Source organism: uncultured Nisaea sp. (assembly GCF_963974195.1).
Classification (GTDB): Bacteria; Pseudomonadota; Alphaproteobacteria; order Thalassobaculales; family Thalassobaculaceae; genus Nisaea.
Genome location: NZ_CAXBDC010000081.1, coordinates 1 through 21,195 on the forward strand (window position 1 = coordinate 1; position 21,195 = coordinate 21,195).

Annotated in this window: 17 protein-coding genes and 1 tRNA gene; 8 read left to right on the forward strand and 10 right to left on the reverse strand. The window is 58.7% G+C overall.

Annotation, left to right across the window (positions count from 1 at the left end; all coding sequences use genetic code 11):
* Positions 1 to 106 precede the first annotated feature (106 nt).
* The 4 genes from AAC126_RS16290 (at position 107) to AAC126_RS16305 (ending at position 5,304) form a co-directional block, all read left to right on the forward strand.
* Complete coding sequence (locus tag AAC126_RS16290; RefSeq protein ID WP_339855168.1) at positions 107 to 1,177, forward strand: 2OG-Fe(II) oxygenase; 1,071 nt, start codon at positions 107 to 109, stop codon at positions 1,175 to 1,177.
* 49 nt (positions 1,178 to 1,226) lie between these two features.
* Positions 1,227 to 2,120: a glycosyltransferase family 2 protein gene (locus tag AAC126_RS16295; protein WP_339855170.1), complete on the forward strand. Its 894-nt coding sequence runs from the start codon at positions 1,227 to 1,229 to the stop codon at positions 2,118 to 2,120.
* Positions 2,121 to 2,223: 103 nt separating this feature from the next.
* On the forward strand, positions 2,224 to 4,788 hold the full coding sequence (locus AAC126_RS16300; RefSeq protein ID WP_339855172.1) for a PAS domain-containing protein: 2,565 nt from the start codon (positions 2,224 to 2,226) through the stop codon (positions 4,786 to 4,788).
* Positions 4,789 to 4,914: 126 nt separating this feature from the next.
* Entirely contained in the window at positions 4,915 to 5,304 is a 390-nt protein-coding gene (locus AAC126_RS16305; protein WP_339855173.1) for a hypothetical protein, read from the forward strand.
* A gap of 54 nt (positions 5,305 to 5,358) precedes the next feature.
* Here AAC126_RS16305 and AAC126_RS16310 read toward each other — a convergent pair whose 3' ends face one another.
* The 8 genes from AAC126_RS16310 to AAC126_RS16345 all read right to left on the reverse strand — a co-directional run bounded on the left by AAC126_RS16310 (position 5,359) and on the right by AAC126_RS16345 (position 13,577).
* Positions 5,359 to 6,636 carry a TRAP transporter large permease subunit gene (locus AAC126_RS16310; protein WP_339855175.1) on the reverse strand — a complete coding sequence of 426 codons (1,278 nt, stop codon included), beginning with the start codon at positions 6,634 to 6,636 and terminating at the stop codon, positions 5,359 to 5,361.
* On the reverse strand, positions 6,636 to 7,145 hold the full coding sequence (locus AAC126_RS16315; RefSeq protein ID WP_339855177.1) for a TRAP transporter small permease: 510 nt from the start codon (positions 7,143 to 7,145) through the stop codon (positions 6,636 to 6,638). The genes AAC126_RS16310 and AAC126_RS16315 overlap by 1 nt, the downstream gene beginning before the upstream one ends.
* A gap of 97 nt (positions 7,146 to 7,242) precedes the next feature.
* Positions 7,243 to 8,235 (reverse strand): TRAP transporter substrate-binding protein DctP, encoded by a 993-nt coding sequence (gene dctP, locus AAC126_RS16320; protein ID WP_339855178.1) that lies wholly within the window; start codon positions 8,233 to 8,235, stop codon positions 7,243 to 7,245.
* A gap of 280 nt (positions 8,236 to 8,515) precedes the next feature.
* Entirely contained in the window at positions 8,516 to 9,268 is a 753-nt protein-coding gene (locus AAC126_RS16325; protein ID WP_339855180.1) for a DeoR/GlpR family DNA-binding transcription regulator, read from the reverse strand.
* A 24-nt stretch (positions 9,269 to 9,292) separates the two neighbouring features.
* The gene (locus AAC126_RS16330) at positions 9,293 to 10,357 is read right to left on the reverse strand and encodes an ABC transporter ATP-binding protein (protein ID WP_339855182.1); all 1,065 of its coding nucleotides are present in this window, start codon (positions 10,355 to 10,357) and stop codon (positions 9,293 to 9,295) included.
* A 24-nt stretch (positions 10,358 to 10,381) separates the two neighbouring features.
* Positions 10,382 to 11,242, reverse strand: a complete 861-nt coding sequence (locus AAC126_RS16335; RefSeq protein ID WP_339855184.1) for a carbohydrate ABC transporter permease — start codon at positions 11,240 to 11,242, stop codon at positions 10,382 to 10,384.
* Between the two features lies 1 nt (position 11,243).
* Positions 11,244 to 12,152 carry a sugar ABC transporter permease gene (locus AAC126_RS16340; protein WP_339855187.1) on the reverse strand — a complete coding sequence of 303 codons (909 nt, stop codon included), beginning with the start codon at positions 12,150 to 12,152 and terminating at the stop codon, positions 11,244 to 11,246.
* A 120-nt stretch (positions 12,153 to 12,272) separates the two neighbouring features.
* Positions 12,273 to 13,577, reverse strand: a complete 1,305-nt coding sequence (locus AAC126_RS16345; protein ID WP_339855189.1) for an ABC transporter substrate-binding protein — start codon at positions 13,575 to 13,577, stop codon at positions 12,273 to 12,275.
* A 275-nt stretch (positions 13,578 to 13,852) separates the two neighbouring features.
* On the opposite strand from AAC126_RS16345, the gene AAC126_RS16350 reads away from it, so the two are divergent.
* On the forward strand, positions 13,853 to 14,662 hold the full coding sequence (locus tag AAC126_RS16350; RefSeq protein WP_339855191.1) for a phosphodiesterase: 810 nt from the start codon (positions 13,853 to 13,855) through the stop codon (positions 14,660 to 14,662).
* Between the two features lie 94 nt (positions 14,663 to 14,756).
* Here the strand turns inward: AAC126_RS16350 and AAC126_RS16355 are convergent, their stop codons facing one another.
* Entirely contained in the window at positions 14,757 to 16,385 is a 1,629-nt protein-coding gene (locus AAC126_RS16355; RefSeq protein WP_339855193.1) for an FMN-binding glutamate synthase family protein, read from the reverse strand.
* A gap of 190 nt (positions 16,386 to 16,575) precedes the next feature.
* On the opposite strand from AAC126_RS16355, the gene AAC126_RS16360 reads away from it, so the two are divergent.
* From AAC126_RS16360 to AAC126_RS16370, 3 genes are all read left to right on the forward strand, one after another.
* Positions 16,576 to 18,684: a hypothetical protein gene (locus AAC126_RS16360; RefSeq protein WP_339855195.1), complete on the forward strand. Its 2,109-nt coding sequence runs from the start codon at positions 16,576 to 16,578 to the stop codon at positions 18,682 to 18,684.
* A gap of 218 nt (positions 18,685 to 18,902) precedes the next feature.
* On the forward strand, positions 18,903 to 19,175 hold the full coding sequence (locus tag AAC126_RS16365) for a hypothetical protein (RefSeq protein WP_339855197.1): 273 nt from the start codon (positions 18,903 to 18,905) through the stop codon (positions 19,173 to 19,175).
* Positions 19,176 to 19,234: 59 nt separating this feature from the next.
* Complete coding sequence (locus tag AAC126_RS16370) at positions 19,235 to 21,019, forward strand: M48 family metalloprotease (RefSeq protein ID WP_339855199.1); 1,785 nt, start codon at positions 19,235 to 19,237, stop codon at positions 21,017 to 21,019.
* A gap of 106 nt (positions 21,020 to 21,125) precedes the next feature.
* Here AAC126_RS16370 and AAC126_RS16375 read toward each other — a convergent pair.
* Positions 21,126 to 21,194 (reverse strand) — tRNA-Arg (locus tag AAC126_RS16375).
* Between the last annotated feature and the right edge of the window lies 1 nt (position 21,195).

The following is a 21,195-nucleotide window of genomic DNA, read 5'->3' on the forward strand; positions in this document are numbered from 1 at the left end:
CGCCATTGGCGGGCCCGTTTGCATTTTGGAACAACACGCCTGAACGCTTGCTTTCCGGGCCTGAATCGGCACACTTCCGGCTCAGGAATGGCTATGAGGTTGGGCGATGTCCATACAGGCTGGAAGTGCGATCCGCAAAATTGAACAGGGCGATATCGCGGCTCCCGTGAAGCTTCCGCGCTGCGCCGGGGATGCGTTCAATCTGCTCGCGGACGAAGTGTCCGGAGACTTCAATATTCTGGTGTTTCTCGGGCACGATGCGGCGGCGAACAAGGCGACGGCATCGGCTTTCGAAGCCGCGCGCGAACGGTTCGCGGAGCACGGGGCGCAGATCTATTATGTCGCGCCGGGCAAGAAGAAACCGGATCTTCCCAAACCTGTTGCCGAGGCCTCGATCCTGATGGATGCCGATGGCAAGGCTTTTGCGGCCTTCGGGCAGCAGGCGCCGTTCGGCCGGCCGCTGAATGCGGGACCGGCCACGGTGCTGATCGCACCGAACCGGCATATCCTGAGGCTGCTGGACGCGGACAAGCCGGATCACCCGGAGATCGTCGGCAGTGTGCTTGAGGCCCAGTCCGCGCTGCGGGCCGAACAGCCCTATCGCATGCATCCGCCGGTGTTGCTGGTGCCGGACGTGTTCAGCCCGGCCGACTGCGCGCACCTGATGAGTGTCTATGCCATGCAGGGCCAGGAATATGTCGAGCCGGGGCACAATACGCTGCAGAACCGGACCACGGACTGCAAGATGCGGATCCCGGAATATGGCCGCGGCGACCGGATCGATCACTGGGTCATCAATCCCGAAACGCAGAATTATATCGACGAGCGGATTTCCAGCCGATTGCTGCCGGAGCTGCAGAAATCGTTTCACTACAAGGTCACCCGTCATGAGCGCTACCGCATTGCCTGTTACGAGGGCGAGCGCGGGGGGCGCCTGCACGGTCACCGGGACAATACGGACCCGATGGTTGCCTATCGCCGGTTTGCCGTGACCATCAACCTGAATTCCGATCAGTACGAAGGCGGAGAGATCTGGTTTCCGGAATTCAGCGAGCAGTCCTATAAACCTCCGGCAGGCGCGGCCATCGTGTTTTCATGCTCGCTGCTGCATGAGGTTCTGCATATGCGCAAGGGGCGCCGTTTCGCGCTTCTCGGTTTCCTCTTCGGGCAGAGCTGATCGCCAATAGCTGATCTCCGGCCTCCCGCACATCGTTACAGGACCAGCTGTGTCTCTCAAAATCTCTGTCTACGTGCCGTGCTATAACGCAGAGCGGACCATTGCTCCGTGTATTGCCTCACTTATCGCGCAGCGCCGGAAGCCGGATGAAATATTGGTGGTGGATGACGGCAGCACGGATCGCTCGTTAGATATCGCCAAGCGCTTCCCCGGCATCAAGATCGTTCAGCATACGAAGAACAAGGGGTTGGCGACGGCGCGCAATTCCGGAATTCGCTTCAGCAAGGGGGACCTTGTCGCGTCGATTGATTCCGACTGCGCTGCCGATCCGTTATGGCTCGAAATCCTTGCGGCAGAAATGGAGCGCGATCCGCAGCTCAGCGGTGTTGCCGGTGCCGTGAATGAGGCCGAGCGCGGAACCATTCCCGACCGCTGGCGCACCTATCACATGCGACAGCATTACGGCAGGAATGTTGTTACCAATCCCCGTTTCCTGTTCGGTGCGAACACGGTCTTCCGGAGGGAGGCCCTTCAGGCCACGGGCCCCTATCCGACAAGTCTTCGGACGAATGGCGAAGATTTCGAGATCTGTACGCGGATGTACGCAAAAGTGCCGGACGCAAAGCTGCTTTATCAGCCCAAGGCATTCGTCCATCACTTGCGGCGGGATAATTTCCGGTCCATCGCGAACACCTTCTGGCGTTATCAGACCTACATGAGCTGGGTTCGGCCGGAGCCGAGAAAGATTCGCCGGACTATCCGGCAAACCTGGACGCTTCTAAAGCAGATATGGAGCCGCAATCTCGTTTGGGATTTACGGCAGAAGCGTTGGGAAGGGTTGCTGATCGCGCTTTATTTTACGGCGGTTTTACCCTGGTTGCAGTTCAAGCAGCAGATGAAAAACAGGAAGGAGCACAGTCAGGCTTTATCTAAGCCAGAGTGATTGTTTTGCCAAAAAGACCTGCAGGTTATTTAATTGCCCGCGACTGAATTCTTGCCGCGATTCTTACCAGAATAGCAGCACTTGTAACCTGGGGGCTCACCCGATGCACAGATTGTCGATCCTGGTCGGAGGCCTCAATTTTGCTCTGGCTGCGATCCTCGCATTCGAATGGGGTAATGGCGATTATCAGAGCGCCGACATTCTGACTGTCGCCATCGTCGTGGCGGCGGCAGCTTTTATGTGCGCGATGGTTCTTGTCGTCAGGGCAAGATCCACCGAACGCATCCTTGCTGATCTGCGGGATTCGGAACTCCGGCTTGGCGCTCTCTTTGAGCATTCCCCCATCTGCATGAACCTGAAGGATACGAACGGCCGGTATCTGATGCTGAATCAGGCCTATTGCGACTGGTTCGGCAAATCCGCCGGGGAAATCGTGGGCAAGACCGGGGCCTCTGTGTTGCAGGGGGCGGGTGAAATTTCATCGGACATTCGGTCCATGGAAGCTCTTGTCGCCAAAACGGGCAGGGTTGCGACGCGGGAAATCCAGATTGTTCGGGCCGGAAATACGCACCAGCGCTATCTTGTGAAATTCCCGGCGAAGAACGACAAAGGCGACGTTGTCGGCCTGGGCACCATAGCGTTCGACGTGACTGACCAGAAAGCGGTTGAAGCAGCTCTTTCGGCCGAACGGAGCAGGTCATCGCGGCTTGAGGCCACCCTCAGGGAAGCGATCATGGCGATGCCTGTCGGCTTCGCTGTCTTTGACGAGGCTGATCGCCTGGTCATCTGCAACAAGCAATATGCCCGGTTCAACCCGTCATTTAGCAATGACCCGGCGCTCGCCATTGGGCTGAGCTTCCGGCAGATCATGTCTGAAACGCTCGCGAGCGGCCTGATTACAGGCGTTGCGCCCGCGCAGTACGGGGCATTTTCCGAAGACCGGATGCGCCGGCACAGAGACGCTACGGGGGTGCCGTTCGAGCAGAAGCTCGGTGACCGGATTTGTCTGACGAGCGAGAGCAAAATGCCCCATGGCGGGATCATTGTGCTGCGCCAGGACATGACGGATCAACGAAGACTTGAGCAGAAGCATCAGGATGCCGAAGACCTGTTGCGCAATCTGTTTGAAAATTTCGGTCATGGAATCATGGTTCGGGATCGCGATACCCGCTTGATCCGGGCCAACAGGGCGGCGCTTGAGCAAATAGGGCTTTCCGCCGACCAGGCCGTTGGCAAAACCACGTCGGAAATGTTCGCGCTGATGGGCGTAGAGGATTTTACCGGTGATGTGGGCGAGCAGGAAATCCGGATGATGGATCGGCGCGAGACAGATGAGGATCTGATCGCGCGGGCTGGTCCGGACGGCAGGCAGAAATACGTCCTGCTGAGCAGATTTCCACTGATCGACCGGAACGACGAGGTCAAGGGGCTCGGCGTTCTCCGGTACGACGTTACTGAGCTGATCGAGACCCAGAAGGAACTGGAGGCGGCCAAGGTCAATCTGGAGAAGACAATAGAGGAACGCACGGAAGAGCTCCGTGTCAGCGAGCGGCGTTTCCGGATCCTGGCGCATGCTTCCGCGGACTGGTTCTGGGAATGCGACGAGAATCTCCGTTTCACGTATCTGTCCGAGAATTTCCCCGTTCCGGCCGGGGGCACGCGTGCCTCGCTGGTCGGGCTTGATATCGCCGAATATCACAAGAGCGTGTGGGACAATCCCGAAGTAAGCCGGGCTCTGCTGTCGGCCTATCAAGCCAGGGAGCCGGTCCGGGATTTTGAGGCCGTTTACAAATTAGGCGATACAGTCGGGTGCTATCGTATCAATGCCACCCCGCTTTGGAACAAGGGTGTCTTTGAAGGCTATACCGGCGCCACGACGGATATTTCGGAGCTGTATCAGGCTCGGGAAAGTCTCGTTGAATCCGAACGTCTCGCATCGCTGGGCTCAATGGTCGCGGGGATCGCTCACGAGATAAACACACCCGTCGGGATTTGCGTCACCGCAGGGACAACCGTGCTGAGCGCGGCGCATATGCTGCAGGACGGGTTCAAGGGCGGGGGACTCAAGCGAAGCGAGTTCGAGGCGGCACTGACAAAAATCATCGAGGGGATGACCCTCGTCGATTCGAATCTGGCGCGGGCCGCCAAACTGATCTCAAGCTTCAAGAGTATCGCTGTAGATCAGGCCAGCGAAGCCGAACGAACATTCAATCTCGTCGCGTATCTGCGGGATATCAGCGATAGCCTTGGCCCGAATCTGGGATCCGGAAAAATCTCCGTCGATATAGTGGGGCCGGAGGATATAGCGCTGAAAAGCTATCCCGGTGCCTTCGCCCAGATCGTCACGAATCTGGTGATGAATTCCGTTCTGCACGGCTTTGCCGGGCGGGAGGAGGGCAGCATCGTCATTGAGGTGTCGGTGGAGAGCGGTTCCGCCGAACTGAGGTACACGGATGACGGTATCGGCATGGAAGAGGAAACCGTGAAGAGGGTCTTCGACCCGTTCTTCACGACAAAGCGCGGCCAGGGCGGTAGCGGGCTTGGCATGCACATTCTGTTCAATCTCGTCACGCAGATTCTCCGGGGAACCGTCCGCTGCAAGAGCGCCCCGGGCGAGGGTGTCGAGATCCTGATCCGGTTTCCGATTATCCCAGCCGAAAATTACTGATACAGGCTGGCTACCTGTTTCGATTCCCTGACGGCTGATTTTTCAGGCTGGTTTGCGCATCGGTCATGGGAATACTGTTGCGCATACCATATTACGCGCATATTCTTGTAAAAAAAACAGGGGTATATGAAGCGCGTGATAGAAACGGATCTCATCTATCGAAACGGCTTTCATTTCCTGACAATAAAAGTTCAGGGGGTACTGACCGGCGCAATCGTCGGGGCAGGCATGGAAGCGCTTGATGCATATGAAGAATATGGGGCGGGAATCCCGGTCCTGTGGGATCTCCGGGAAGCTGATCTGTCGCAATACACAACGGCGGAAATGGAAATCACCAACACTTTCCTCCGGCGCTATCCCGGCCGCAGAAATACGAAGTCTGCGAGCGTGGTGGGGGATCGTGGAGCACTGCTTCTGGCGCGGCTCTGGGCTGTTTACGGCACTGACCGGATGCCCCAGGAACGCCGGGCATTCCTGAAGCTGGAAGAAGCTCTCGCCTGGCTTGCCGCGGAGTAAAACGCTGACCGGCGGAACACGGAAATTAGTTCCGGCCGTTCACGCGGCCGGTTTTCAGCGCATCAGCTGGTACGGTATGTAGAGCGCCAGATCCGGCCAGAACCAGAGCAGCAGGGCCGTTGCCAGCATGATGAGGGCGAACGGCACCGCGCCCCGGGCGACATCCTGCAGGCTGGCCTTGCCGACAGCCTGGATCACGAACAGGTTCATGCCCACGGGCGGTGTGATCAGCGCGGTCTCGATCAGCACGACGAAGAAGATGCCGAACCAGATCGGGTCGATATTCATGTTGAGCACGGCGGGCAGCATGACCGGAACCATGATCAGCAGCATCGACAGGCTTTCCAGGAAGAAGCCCATGATCAGCAGCACGGCCCCGACCGCCAGCATGAACAGACCCGGCGTCGTGATGCTTTCGGTCAGCAGAGCCGAGATGCTTTGCGGGATCAGGTACAGCGTGATGGCGTAGGAGAATACCTTCGCGCCGGCAACGATGATCAGCACCATCACGGAGGTCCGGAGCGAGGCTTCCACGGCTTCCTTCAGTTTTGGCCAGTCCATCCGGCCCATGGCGAAGGTGATGAGCAGCGCGAACACGAAGCCGAGTCCGGCGCTCTCCGATGGCGTGGCAATGCCAAGATAGATCGAGCCGACAACGGCAGTGGCCAGCAGAATGGTTGGCAGGGCTCCCAGGGTGGCCGTGCCCCGCTCGCGCCAGCTCGCCCGGCCGATCGGCTCATAGGTGCCGGAGAAGCGCGCATGGATCATGCCGTAGATGGTGAAGACCGTGGCCAGGAACAGTCCGGGACCGATACCGGCCAGGAACAGGGTCGGGATGGATGATTCCGAGATGACGCCATAGACGATCAGCGGGATCGAGGGCGGAATCAGGATGCCGAGGGTGCCGCCCGCAGCCAGCATGCCGAAGACAAAACGCCTGTCATACCCGCGCGCCACCATTTCCGGAATGGCGACGGTGCCGATGGTCGCGGCGGTCGCGACGGAGGAGCCGGAGATGGCGGAGAACAGGGTGCAGGACAGGATGGTCGCCACCCCGAGCCCGCCGGGCCAGTGGCCGACCCAGCTTTGCACGGCGGCATACAGATCGCGGCCGACGCCACCTTTCAGCAGCACGTTCGACATCAGCAGGAACATCGGCACGGCCAGCAGCTCGAAGCTGTCCATGGAGCCGTGCAGACGCTGCGGCACCGCCACCATGGGCAGGCCCTTCAGGGCCAGCAGGATGACGCCAAGCCCGCCGAGGGCGAAGGCGACGGGGGTGCGCAGCAGCAGCAGGGCGACCAGGGCTGTCAGGATCAGGAAGGCTTCCATCAGTGCGCGCCTTCCAGCACATCGTCTTCGGGTATTTCTTCGGTCCAGACTCGGACAAGCTGGGCCAGACCCTGCAGCACGAGCAGCGCGCTGCCGAGCCAGACAGGCGCCTGGGTGAACCATTTCGGCGGGGCGAGATAGGTGTCGGTGGTATGGCCAGCCAAAGTGTCGTGCAGCCAGAGCGAGAAGCCGAAATAGATTGCGGTGCCGGCGAACAGGAACATCACCAGGATGGCGAAGGTTTCGGCCAGGCGCCGCCAGATCGTGTTCGGATTGCGCAGGATCAGCTCGATGGTGACCATCTCGCGGTGCTTCAGCACGAAGGCCGCGCCGAGATAGACCACCCAGACCTGCAGGATGCGGCTGACTTCGTCGACCCAGATGGTGGGGGCGTTGAAGACGTACCGCATGACGATCTCGAAGGTGATGAAGAAGCCGACGGCAACCAGGCTCCAGGCGCAGAGCTTGCCGGTGAACTCGGAAAGGGCATCAATCCACCGAACGAACATACAGGGTCTCTCTCGTGTGCGCCTGGGTTGGTAACGGGGCTGCCGGAGGCGGGAAGAAGCCGCCTCCGGCAATCAGGTTCGGATCAGAGCGATCCGATCACATGGCGGCTTTGACAGCCTTGACGGCCGAGGCGCCGGCATCGCCGGTTTCCTTGACGAAGCGGTCGACGATGCTGGCCGTTGCCTTCGCCCAGGCAGCACGCTGCTCGGCGGTCAGCTCGATGACGTTCATCTTGCCGCGGGCTTCCTCGACGGCTTGCGCCTGCTGGGCGAAGATCTGGTCGCGCAGCTTCTGCTCCACTTCGCGGGCCGCGTCATTGATGATCTTCTTGTTGGCGTCCGACAGGCCCTCATAGACATCGTTGTTCATGATGGCGACGAACTCGATGGCGCTGTCGAAGGTCAGGGTCAGGTGATCCATCACTTCGTAGAGCTTGCGGGATTTGACGCCGGAGACACCGGTCATGCCGACATCGACCGCGCCCTGCTGATAGGCCAGGAACTGCTTGGAGCCGGACATCAGGGTCGGTGCGCCGCCGAGGGCTTCGACGGTCCAGCCCTGGATCTTGCCGTAGGTCCGGACCTTCTTGCCCTTGATGTCGCCCGGCTCGACGATCGGTGCGTCCTTGCCGAGATAGACATTCAGGCCATAGGCTTGCCACCAGAGAACCTTGTTGTTGGTCTCTTTCAGGATCGCGGTATCCAGCTCTTTACGCATTGCCGAGTCCGGTGCAACGGCGGCACGGACATGGGCTTCGCTGTCAAAGATGAAGGGAATGGAGACGACATCCACCGTCGGCACGGAGCCTGCGAACCGGCCGATGAAGACGGAACCGGCCTCAACCGCGCCGGAGCCGACCGCGCCGGGGACTTCCTTGTCCTTGAAAAGCTGGGCCGACGGGAAGAGCTGGATCTGCAGATCGCCGCCGGACTTTTCCTCGACGATTTTCTTGAAGGCGAGCCAGTTCTGGCCGAGGGAATGCTTTTCCGGAAGCTGCAGCGTGACCCGGATGGTCGTTTCGGCAAAAGCCTGAACCGGCGCAGCCATCAGAGCGGCCGCCGCAACGGCTCCCAAAATCCAACGCTTCATGGTTTCCTCCTGATTTGAGTGTTCTTTGATTTATCGAAAGGTTCGTTCAATTTGCCGCCCGTCTGGGTAACGGTCGCATCTTGAAGAAAAGGATTTGGATTGTTTCATATCCGAAATCGCGCGCGGGTCAACAGATGTGATCGGGAAAACTCCCGTTCCGTAATGCGGGTGATGTCTCGGACCTGGTCCGGGAGTGGTGTTTCCCCGGAGCATTATGGGGTCGGTAATTCACCTGAAGTCACTTGCCCGGCGCTTGTAACCGGCCTTGTGAAAGGAGCCGCTACTCGGCGAGCAGAAGGTGGCCGTGCTCGAAATCATCGGCAATCTGCTTCGGGACGTTATCGCTGACCAGGACGTCGATCTGCGCCCATTCGCTGACATGGATCAGGCCTGACTTGTCGAATTTGCTGGAATCCAGCAACAGCACCGTCTGGTCGGCAAGCGGGATCATTGCCCGTTTGAATTCCGCTTCGAACAGGTCGTAGTCGAGGCATCCCCGTGCCGTGGCGGCGACGGAGGACATCACGAAATAGCTTGGTGTGAACTGCGACAGGAACTCGATGGTCTGGACGCCGACGAAGGTCCGGTCGGCGATGCGCAACTCCCCGCCAGGCAGGATGACACGGTGGCGGCTGCTGGCGGCTGCGAAAATTTGGGCGATCTCGAGAGAGATCGTGATGATCGTGAGGGGTTCGCGGTTGACCAGTTCGCGGGCGAGGAAGCAGGCGGTCGAGCTGTTGTCGAGCATCACCGTCGCCTCGTCGCTGATATATTCCGCCGCGCGCCGCGCGATCCGGGTCTTGGCGTCGGTATTTTCCCGGAGCCGGCGGTCGAACGGCAGTTCCGTGCGGGTTTCCGGCAACCGGACGCCACCATGGAATTTCTCCACGGCACCGGTGGCGGACAATCCTTTCAGATCGCGCCGGATGGTTTCGTCCGAGACGTCGAAATGAGTCGCCAGCTCCGTGATCGACGCCTTGCCGTATTTTTGCAGCAAGGCGAAAATCTGCTGGTGTCTGAGCGTGGGCGCCACGCTGCCCCCCGAAGAATGAATGTTCTAGAGTTTGATAGCCTGTCCGGTCTCGCCATGAAAGAGCCGGGCGCGGGACAGGTCGAAATCAAGTGCCACCTCGTTGCCTGCGAGGGGCGCATCCGCGACGGTACTCCGCACCGTGATCAGGTCCGGCCCGAGCGCGACCTCTACGAGCGCTTCGGCGCCGATCAACTCGGCCCGTACGACCTGGCCCCGTGCCATGCCCGCACCGGCCGTGAAGGAAACTTCCTCCGGCCGGATGCCGAGAATGACCGATCGGGGTATGTCGCTCGGGCCGATCCGCAAACCCTCTGTGAAGGAGGCGTGGGCAAGGACTCCGTCCTGCTCATGCCGGCACGGCATCAAGCCCATTTCCGGCGAGCCGATGAAGGTGGCGACGAAGGTGTTGGACGGATTGAGATAGATATCCATCGGTGCGCCGACCTGCTGCAAACGGCCCTCGCTCATCATCGCGATGCGTGTGCCCAGGGTCATGGCCTCGATCTGGTCATGGGTGACATAGACGATGGTGAGGTCGAGTTCCTGATGCAGACGCTTCAGCTCACCGCGCATCCGGTTCCGAAGTTTGGCGTCCAGATTGGACAGCGGTTCGTCGAACAACAGCACTTTCGGTTGGCGCACAAGTGCCCGCCCGATGGCGACACGCTGGCGTTCGCCGCCGGACATTTCTTTCGGCCGGCGGTCCAGCAGATCGGTGATGTTGAGTATCCCGGCGACCTCTGAAATCCGGGCATTGATTTCCTCTTTCGGAAGGCGTGTGGTCTTCATCAGCCCAAACGCCATGTTGCGATGGGCGGTCATGTGCGGATAGAGCGCATAGGACTGGAACACCATGGCGATATCGCGGTTTTGCGGCGCCGTCTGGGTCATGTCCTGACCGCCGATCAGCAACCGGCCGCTGGTGATGTCCTCAAGACCAGCCAGCATCCGCAGGGTGGTCGATTTTCCGCAGCCCGAGGGGCCGACCAGCACCATGAACTCCTTGTCCTCGATCTCGAGGCTGACATCATGAACGGTGGCGCGACTGCCATATGATTTGCAGACAGTGTCGAAAACAACGCTGGCCATATTACGAAACTCCGGAACGGGCGGTTACTTGACGCCGCTATGCATGAAACTGTCGACGAAGCGCCGCTGGAAAATCAGGAAGGCCAGCAGCAGCGGGGAGACGACGATCGTGGTGCCGGCCATCAGCCGGGTCCAGTCGGCGCCGCTGTCCGATTTCGCCAGCAGGCCAAGGCCGATAGGCAGAGTCCGGACATGGTCCGAATTGGTCACCAGCAGAGGCCACATATAGTCGTTCCAGTGGGTGACGACGGAAATAATGCCGAAGGCGATGAGGGTCGGTTGCACCAGTGGCAGATAGACATGCCAGAGAATGCCGAGATGCCCGCAACCATCGAGTCGCGCCGCGTCGGAAAGCTCTGACGGGACCTGTTTGAAGGACTGCCGGAGCATGAAGGTGCCGTAGCCGGACGCGACGAACGGCACGATCATCGCCGGCAGAGAGTTGACCAGACCGAGTTCGCGCACGGTGATGAAGTTGGTCAGGAAAATCGCATAGATCGGAAACATGATCTGCAGAAGGAACAGGGTGAAAAGCAGCTTCTTGCCGGGAAACTCAAGCCGCGCGAAGGCATAGGCCGCCAGCGTAATGGTCACCATTTGCGCCGTCAGGATGGACCCGGTCACCAATACCGAGTTGATCAGGTAAGTGCCGAAGGGCGCCACCGAGAGGGTCGACGGATAATTCGCGAAATTCAGAACCGCGGGCAGAAATCCGGCATCCGGATCGAACACTTCCTTCTTGGTTTTCAGTGATGTCACCACGATCCAGATCATCGGGCTCAACCAGAGCAGTGCCAGCGGCACCATCAGGGCGTGCAGCCAGCCAGATTTGGCGCGGCGCAGAATGCTCCGTGGGTCGTAAGGGTTTTGAACTGTCCCGCTCATGTCACCGCTCCCCAAGATAATGGACCCGGCGGCCGAGCGTCAGGGCGACTAGGCCGATCAGACCGAGCACGAACAGCAGCAGCGTGTTGGCGATGGTCGAGGCATAGCCGATATCCTGATACTGGAAGCCGTTCTGATAGATATAGAAGGTTAGCACATTGGTACTGTCGGCAGGCCCGCCCTGGGTCATCACGTAGACGTAGTCGAAGATCTGGTAGCTGTGCAGCAGCCCGATCACGATGACGAAATAGAGCGTAGGCGAGATCAGCGGGATGGTGATGTGAAGCAGTCTCTGCGCGGCACTCACGCCATCGAGACGGGCGGCCTCATACAAATCGGACGGCACCAGTTTCAGGGCGGCCAGCAGGATCAGCATGAAATATCCCGAATATTTCCAGATGCTCATGATCACGATGGCGGGCAGCGCCCAGTCACTGTCATAGAGCCAGTCGAGGCGGGGCAGGCCGAGGGTTGAAAGCACCTCGTTGATCGGCCCGTATCCCGGGGCATAGAGAAAGACCCAGACCATGCCGGCGGCGACCGAGGGGATCATGACGGGATAGAAAAAGGCGGAGCGATAGATCGACATGCCGCGCAACTTGCTGTCCAGCGCGACGGCCAGCAGCAGGGCCGCGAGGATGGAGAGCGGGATCGTCGTCAATGTGTAGAAGGCGGTATTGCCGAGCACGGTCCAGAACAGGGCATCGTCGAGCAGGCGCAGGTAGTTCTCGGCGCCGAGCCAGAAGATCTTCGGGTCGCCCAGCATGACATCATGCAGGCTGAACCAGATGGAGCGCAGGATCGGCCAGTAGGTGAAAATCGCCAGGAAAACCAGCGAGGGGGCCAACAGGGCATAGGCCAGAAGGGCCTCGTTTCTGCGCGCCCGTGCGTAGCTTCTCGACATTGTCATTCATTTCTCATGCGGGAACAGGAAGACCAAAGGACCAAGAGATCGTGGCAATGCAACAAGACAAAAGAGGCTGGGGCGGACCCGAAGATCCGCCCCGTCTCCGAAATTGATTTCGGAAAATCAGCCCTTCATGCGCCGCAGAACGCGCTCGATCTCGCGGTTCGCGTTCTTGGTGGCATCCGCCAGCGCGGCGTCGGCCTTGATCTCGCCCGCAAGCGTACGGTCGATTGCGCCTTTCAGGAATTCGCGAACCCGGTGATAGCCCGGGACCTGCAGGAACGCGCCTGCATAGGCGGCCTGGTCGAGCGCTATCTTGGCTTCCGGAACATCCTGCAGATAGGACTGCATGTCCTCGGATTCCCAGGAGGATTTCCGCACCGCGAGATAGCCCGTGGCCTTGCTCCATTTGGCCTGGTTCTCGGTGTTGGTCATCCAGCGGGCGAAGGTCCAGCTCGCTTCCTTCTGCTTGTCGCTCTGGTTCTTGGCGATCATCAGCGGCCCGCCGCCCTGTGCGGCGCCGTAGGTCTTGTTCTTCGGCATGAAGGCGACGCCGACATCGAACGGCGCGGAGGTGCGCAGGTTGGTCAGCGAGCCGGTCGAGTGGTAGAGCATCGCGGTCTGACCAGCGAGGAAATCGTTTGCCGATCCCTGCCAGGTCGATGCGGCCGGCATGACACCCGACTGCACCAGTTTCACCCAGAACTCCAGGGCGTCTACGGATTCCGGACGATCAAAGAGGACCTTGTCCTTGGTCCACGGAACCAGTTCGTTCTGACGGCAGAAGCACTCGAAAATCCAGTCGTGCCAGCCACCGCCGAAAGTCAGGCCCCAGCGCTTCAGCGTGTCGCCATCGCGGAGGGTCAATGCCTGGGCGGTCTCAAGCAACTCGTCCCAAGTGTCCGGTGCCTTGGTGATGCCGGCATCCTTGAACGCCTGTTTGTTGAAATACAGCACTGGCGTCGACGGCTGGTAGGGCAGCCCGTAGAGGCGGTCATCCGAGATGCAGGTATCAAGGAAGCCGGGCAGGAAATCCTGGTAGATGTCGTCGGCCTTTGCCTGTGCAGTGATGTCTTCCAGCGCATCGAGGCCGAGGAATGTCTGCAGGGCGGAGTTGATCGGCAGCCAAAGTGCCGGCGGCTCGCCGACACCTATGCTGGTGATCACTTTCTGCTCGGTATTGTCATAGCTCCCGGCATAGATCGCCTCGACTTCGATGCCCGGGTTTTGGGCGTTGAAGTCGGTGATCATGCCGGAGATGATCTTGTTGATGTCGCCGGAAACGCCGACCGGATACATGAATTGCAATTTGACGCCACCGGCAGCATTCGCCGGGCGGATCAGTCCGCTAAGCAAGCCGGTAAAGGGCAGGGCCGCGCCGGCGGCAAGCACACTGCGTCGGGATATATCAGATTTTGTGGATTTCATCTGTCAAATCTCTCTTTTCGTGTGGTTTTGGTGCGAGATACGCAAGGTTGTCATTCATCCCCGAGCGAAGGTGATATGCGTTTCTGGTGGCATAATTGGCCGTTTATTTGGATTTTTGGTCCTTTGGTTTGCGAAACAAGGGCGCCCATCGCTGAGAGTATTGCGATTGAACGCTAATCTTGATCGATGAATCATTTGTGACAAAACCAAGAAATTCACATTTAAATCCTCGAATAATCATGAAGTAACGGCCCTGGTTGGGGTATGTTTTGAGGATGCAGCCTGAAATGTGCAGGAGGATGTTGAAATTGTTGATTTTGCAGATCAGTGACACGCATTGCCTGGTGCCCGGGCAATTGCTGGCCGGTCATTTTGATACGTCGGCGGCTTTGGAGCGCCTGGTGGAAAGCCTGTCCCGCCAGCCGGTGAGGCCGGATGTGATCCTGCATTCGGGAGATCTGGGCGAGAACGCTACCCGGGCGGAATATGCTCACATTGGCAGTGCCTTGCGCAGTTTGGGGGCTCCAGTTCTGGCTGTTCCCGGAAACCATGACGCCCGTGAACCCTTGTTGGCGGAGTTGCCCGAGATGGTGGGCAAGACATCATCGGGGCATCTCTGTCAGGTAAACCGGGATTTCCCTCTGGCTATCCTGGGGCTTGATACGCTTGTCGAGGGTGCACCGCACGGCGAGCTATGCAAGGAACGCCTTGCTTGGTTGGAAACTCAACTCGATGCGCTTGCCGGTCAGCGGGTCCTGATTTTCATGCATCACCCTCCAATCAGGACAGGATTTCAGGACATGGACCGGATGGGGCTGCTGCATGGCGGCCCCGAACTGGAAGTTCTGATTGCCCGTCATGGTCAGGTCCAGGCCGTGCTGTGCGGGCATATGCATCGGGCTATACAGGGCTCAATTGGTGGTGCGCCGGTTCGGGTGGCCCCGTCCGCCTCGCACCAGATCGCTTTTGATCTCAGGCCGTCCGAGCCCTATCGGCTGACGGCCGAGCCGCCGCAATACATGATGCACCTTTGGGCTGGGGAGACCCTGGTGAGCCATTCCGTATTTGTTGAAGGTGCGGATTGAACGAATTCAAAGTGACGGCGCAAGGATTTCCGGACCGTTGAATGGTCTTGATGTCGACCCTTGTCTTTCTGTGCCGGGGCTTCCCCATGCAAGACTAAGGCTGCTTCTCGGTGGCCGCATGGGCGCCGGAATTCCTTAGATCCATCGCGTCCGCCGGACGGAACGTGTCGACGCGGGCGAGGTTCCATGGGGCAGCGAAAGCGCTTGGGCAATCCTCCTCGAAGAGCTGACCCGGCTTCAGCCGGTGGTGCAGGATGCTGTCCGGATCGGTCGCGCGGATATGCAGCGTTTCGGGGCGGATCTGGCTTGGGTCGTCCAGTCCCATGGCGCCCAGCATCTCGGCGAAGCCGCGCAGGGTGTTGCGGTGGAAATTGGCGACCCTTTTGTATTTATCCTCGACGACGAGGCCGCGCTGGCGTGTCGGGTCCTGGGTCGCGACGCCGGTCGGGCAGCGGTTGGTGTGGCATGAGCGGGCCTGGATGCAGCCGACCGCGAACATGAAGCCGCGGGCCGCGTTGCACCAGTCTGCGCCGAGGGAGAGGGCGGTGGCGATATCCGCGCCCGAGATGATCTTCCCGCTGGCGCCGATGCGGATATGCTCGCGGATTCCGGCGCCGACAAGTGTCATGTGGACGAAATGCAGGCCTTCGCGCAGTGGCATGCCGAGATGGTCGGTGAATTCCACGGGGGCTGCGCCGGTCCCGCCTTCCTTGCCGTCGACGACGATGAAATCGGGGTAGGTTCCGGCCGCGATCATCGCTTTGCAGATCGCCATGAACTCATGCAGATGGCCAACGCAGAGTTTGAAGCCGACTGGCTTGCCGCCGGACAAGCGGCGTAATTCCGCAAGGAAAGCGACAAGCTCGTTCGGTGTCGAGAACGCGGGATGCGCGGATGGCGAGACGCAATCCCGCCCCATCGGAATGCCGCGCGTCTCGGAAATCTCGGGCGTGATCTTGGAAGCGGGCAGCACGCCGCCATGGCCCGGCTTTGCGCCTTGGGAGAGCTTGAGCTCCACCATCTTGACCTGCGGATCGGCGGCGGTTGCAGAAAATTTCTCCGGGTCGAACATGCCATCATCGGTGCGGCAGCCGAAATAGCCCGACGCGATTTGCCAGATCAGATCACCGCCATGCCGGCGATGATAGGATGAGATCGAGCCCTCGCCGGTATCGTGCGCGAAGCCGCCGGTCGCCGCTCCCCGGTTCAATGCCTCGATCGCGTTGGCGCTGATCGCGCCGAAGCTCATGCCCGAGATATTGAGCAGGGAAATGTCATAAGGCTGCACGCAGTCAGGCCCGCCGACGCGGCGCCGAAAGTTGTGCTGCTCCAGATGCACCGGCGCCAGGGAATGCGTGAAATATCCGTATCCGGCCTTGTAGACATCCAGTTGCGTGCCGAAAGGAACCGTTTCTTGCTCCTGCTTGGCGCGTTGATAGACGAGTGAGCGTTGTTCCCTGTTGAAGGGGTAGGCGTCGGCGTCGCTTTCGATCAGGTACTGACGGATTTCCGGGCGGATCCCCTCGAACAGCCAGCGCATATGGGCGATGACCGGATAGTTCCGCAACAGGCTGTGACGACTCTGCAACAGGTCTCTGATGCCAAGTAATGCAAGCGGTGTGGCGACGGCAAAGGCAATCCACGCCCAGACCAGGCCGGACAGGGCCAGGCCTATGGAGATAAACGCGGCTGCGGTGATCGCAGCGAAAAATGCAAAACGCACGCGGGTGCTCCCTGCGTTGAAATGAGACCGTTCGGCACGGTAACCGCGCCATGATAAGAGGAAAAGCTGGCGGGGCGGGTTTTCTGTGTGCTTGAAGCTGAATTCTATATCACCCTCGTATTGCACTTTGTTTTTCCGGGATTGCCGAGTCCCCGGTCTCGCGCTTTAATTGTATGCAGGGCGAGAGGACGTGATGTATTCAAAGCGGGGCGGCTATCTGAAAAGCGTTATCTCTCACGCGATCATAGCGATTGCGCTTCTCGTTGTGATGTCCGTGATGGACCCGCTCGGCATGCGTTCCGCGAGCACAATGCTGATGCGCGATACGGTGGAGCGCATTTTGCGGAAGGTGCCTCCCGTGCCTGGGATCTGGGATTGGGGCGATCCGCGCGTCCATCAGACGGCAAAGCAGGTCGCCGAACAGATCGCGAGCCGGAACGGAGGAAAGTTGCCGGAAGGTGAGCCTCCGGAAGAGTTTCTCGACAATCATCTCTCTAAATGGACCCCCATTCATCTCATACTTTTCGATGAGCTTGCCGCCAATACGGGACGCCAGGAAGCCTCTCTTGATGGTGCCATTCTCGGATTGCCCCTGGAGGACATAACCGGGCTTCTGAGATATCTGGCTGAGCAAGGGGTGTCGGTCATTTTCATCGACATCCGTTTTATCAACGAGTTTTCCTATTCGCATGATTTTTGCGGCGATGTGATCCCGGAGTGGAACAGGATCGTTCGTAAGCCGGAGATGTCCGGCGATCCGGAAGAGGAGGACGGCCAGAAAGATCCGGATCAACAGAACGAAGAGAGCGCTAAGGCGGACTCACGTCCCTATCTCTTCGTTGCGGGGCATGCGCCGCTTGTAACCCGACATACTTCTGAAATGCTCTGGGATGGGCGTGCGGACAAGCTGCCCGCTCTTGCCCACCGTGACGCGCGTCATACAATTCGGCCATGTCTGTCCGATGTGGCGGCCGTTTTACAGACGGAATGGCAGCCGCTTCTCGGGACTTATCCCGTGACGGTGGACAGGCTTCACGATCCGTTCGCCTGGTTGAAAGATACGGAAAAGTCTGATCGCTGGCGCTACGCGCCGGCGGTGGAAATGCTGCGAGCCTGGTGCACGCATGAGAATGCGGTGGTCCGTGATCTCGACAGTTGCCGCTGGGCGGACAGTCTGAAGCCGGAGCGCGGCAAGGAAATTGCCGCGCGCAGCGCGATGGCGCTCGACTGGGTGCATATGCTGCCCGCCGTTTACGGGCGCTCCATGCGCGAGCGCTGCCTGGGCGGGAATGAAGAAGGGAATGAGCGAGAGCATTTACGTGTCGTAGAGCAGGATCCGGATCCCTGGTCGCAATGGAATGTGATGCTGGAGGACGTGGTCGACCAGCTCTTTCTCCAGCTCGTGGTGCCGGTAGACAGCGCCCATGACCGTATCCCGGACCCGGAATGTTTGATGCCGGCGGTTTGGGATGGCTGGCTGAGTGAGTATGAAAGACCCGATTATTGGAACGATACCTTTCGGAATGCGCTGTTCGGATCAGCCGTGATCGTTGGGACGGCATATGAGAACGGGGCCGACTGGCACCATTCACCGACCACGGGGATGGTCCCCGGGGCACGCCTGCACAGCGTTGCGTTACAGTCATTAATATGGCGTGGGGAGGATTATCTCTCGGACTACGCGAGCGTCGGAGCGATAAACAAACTCCTTTTGCTCGAGATCGGAATGCTGCTCGTGGGGATTATGCTGTTCGAAGCGTTTCCCTATAGATGCTCGTGGTTCCGCTTTTCGCATGTTTTTGATTTCGGTACTGCTGACTGCGCGCGCAATGTCTCAGAGACCAAGGAGGTGGATATCAGGTCGCCGGCGCTGTGGGGGCGGGGTGCCAAAGCCGATTATGAAAATGCCGCTGACGGGCTGATCATATTTCAGTTTGTTTTCGTGCTGATCGCGTTGGCTGGATGCATTATTGCGAGATGGTGGTTGAACGCACCAGTCCCGGACATAATTTCCATCGGGTTTGGCATCGCTGCTACCTATTCGGTCCGTCTGGTTGAGAGTTTATCTGACGGCGCTTCCTCGCTCATCGGGATGCTTTTATCGCGCCGTGTATTTTTTATTCTTGTTGTCATCTGTTTCATTCTGATTCCGACCGCGATAGCCCTTGGAGGGAGGCCTTTTTACTGGCATCTCTGGTTCGTCGCCATGGCCCTGTTTGGCGGGTTGATCGTACTTTCCATCGCCGCTGTTTATCACTGGGGCCTCGCTGGATATATCGAGCGACGTACGCGCAAATGAGGCAATTGCAGTGTTGAGTTCGCGATAAAAGAGTGGTTAAAATCAGGTAAATATTTCACTAAAAAGGACCGATTGTTATGCAAAATACAAATCGTTTCGCGCGCTACTCAATAGTAGCCACTGCGGTCCTTCTCGTCTTGGCTCTGGCTTTTCCGGAAACTGTCCTCGCCGACTATCCGAAGCGCAAGATTCTTTGCGTACGAGGAAGTACGGATACGATGATCGATATTGTCGCGGAGAATAACCGCGCACACCTTCTTGAGAAGATCGCGGTGAAGGACCTTGGTCCGGTCTCGGAGGTTGCTTTCAATCGCGGGGCTCGCACTGCAGGTATCCCTGCGAGCGCACCAACCAGATGGGTCAGGGTCGCCGATGTTGTGCTGGCTCCCCGTTCCGCCGGTGTGACGGCAGCGAAGAAATCGGGCAAGGCGGCGAGTGGGGCTCAACTTGGTGGAGCTCCAACGGATCCATGCGCAGGCAACGTGAATTGATTTTTTAATATATTTTCTAGGAATGCGCCGGTTTGGCCGGGCGGACGCGGGAAAAAGTGATGTGGAAACCCTACTTTCGAGTTCTTAAGCTTGTTCTTCTCGCGGCTTTTCTCTCGTCGACAAGTTTCGGCGCCAAAGGTGCGGTGCGTCTAGAACTCGCTCCGGCTGCGGAGCAACCGCGTGCGCCGCTGGCGGTTGACGGACCGGAAGCAATGGTTGACCTGCCAGACGTCCGGGAGCGGTTGCGGGATATTGCTGCCAAGCTTCTGTCCCATTCCGATCCGTCCAGTGCGGCGATCCGACCGGACATTTTCATCACCACAGACAGTAGTGGTGCGATGGCGACTGAAAGCGGCGATATTTTTATCGGTATTGGGTTGCTGCAGGATGTCTTCAGAAATGAGCAATCTGATGATGTGATTGCGTTCGTGCTCGCGCATGAGTTGGCACATCTTCAACACGATCATCTCGGTAATGAGCGCACGGCGAATGATCTGGATAATGCCGTGCGGCGCTTTCTGGGGCTGCTCGGGGCCGCACAAGAATTAGTGGCAGAAATCAAAAGTGCTGGGCTTGCTTTGTCCGCGGATGACACGGAAAGCCTCGATCAGGGCATCTCGGCACTGATTGCTTCGGTGAAAGCATTGCAGGCCGTGCAGACGGGCATCCTGATGCACGCTTTTAATCGCGAGCAAGAACTTGAAGCTGACGAGGTTGCTCTCGAGACGATGTGGCGCGCGAAATATAGCCCCGACCAATCTTTGGAAATCTTACAGGATCTTAAAAAACAAAGGCAGGCGGTTTACGTACAGACAGCAGATGCGATCCGTAGCGCCGCGAATGCCGCGAAGGTCATTTTCAAGATAGGGAAAAAATACCAGGAAGGTATCGGGAGCGGGATCTTGCCATTCGATCCGACTGACTTGATTTTCGACCTCGCCGGAGAAGGTATGGTGGCCACTTTCTGCGAATTTGCAGAATCTCATCCGACGATCGAGAAGAGAATCGAAAAGATCGAGACTATATTGAAGGAAACTCTCAAGTACAAAAGCTTGGCAACTAAAATAGATTTCGTAGATTACCTTGGCACACCTGAAAGCGGCCTTCCCGCCAAATACGCGGAACTGGAAGCTGCCCGCGCAGTTGAGAATAGTCTGGAAGTGGCGCTGGTAAAGAGAAATCCATTGCGGACAAAAGAAGGATGCGGCGCAGAGGACGGCAAGTCTGCCGGTGAGAAGCTGGGCAAGAAGGTCGGCGATGCAATAGGTGGGTTTTTCAGCACGATCATTCCTTCCGATCTTGTGGACTCCAAGCCGGTTGAGCATCAGCCAACCGTGGACATATCTGGTGAGCTTTCCGGTCTTGGAAAACAGGCTCTGGCCGCTATCAAGGATCGGAAAGGGCAGAATTACGCTCTTGGGTGGACCGCCTTTGCCAGAGTAAGGGCCGAGCAGGAACGGTTCAGCGATGCCCTCGAGAATTTCAAGATTGCCCGACGTGGGAACGAAGCTGCGGCCAGGGTTGACCGCCTGCTGGCTCTCACCCAAGCCAAAATGGGGGCGCATGACAAAGCCGCTGAGACGCTCTCCGCTATCGAAATGCGGTATGGTGCCGAATGGGTGCCTGATCTTGCACTGGAGCTTGCAATCAGGGCTCGTTCTGTGAAGCGTATTTTGCCGGCATTGCTTTCCTGTGGCAGAAACCCGCATTTCTATGTCAAGGAACGCTGCCTTACGACAGCGTTGGAATTCCGACCGGAATTACAGGCATTGGGCGTCGATCCGGATGCGGCGATCAAAATTGGTGATGATTCGGATGAGCCGTTCTGGAAAAAGTTCCTCTGATCTGTCGTCTGCTTTTCAATTCAGCCCGCTTGCCTGAGGGACTGTAAACGCGCATGCCCTCGAGGACCGCGCGACTAATCAGCAAGTCGTTGAAGATCAAGATATTTGGTGCACCCGACAGGATTCGAACCTGTGACCTCTGCCTTCGGAGGGCAGCGCTCTATCCAGCTGAGCTA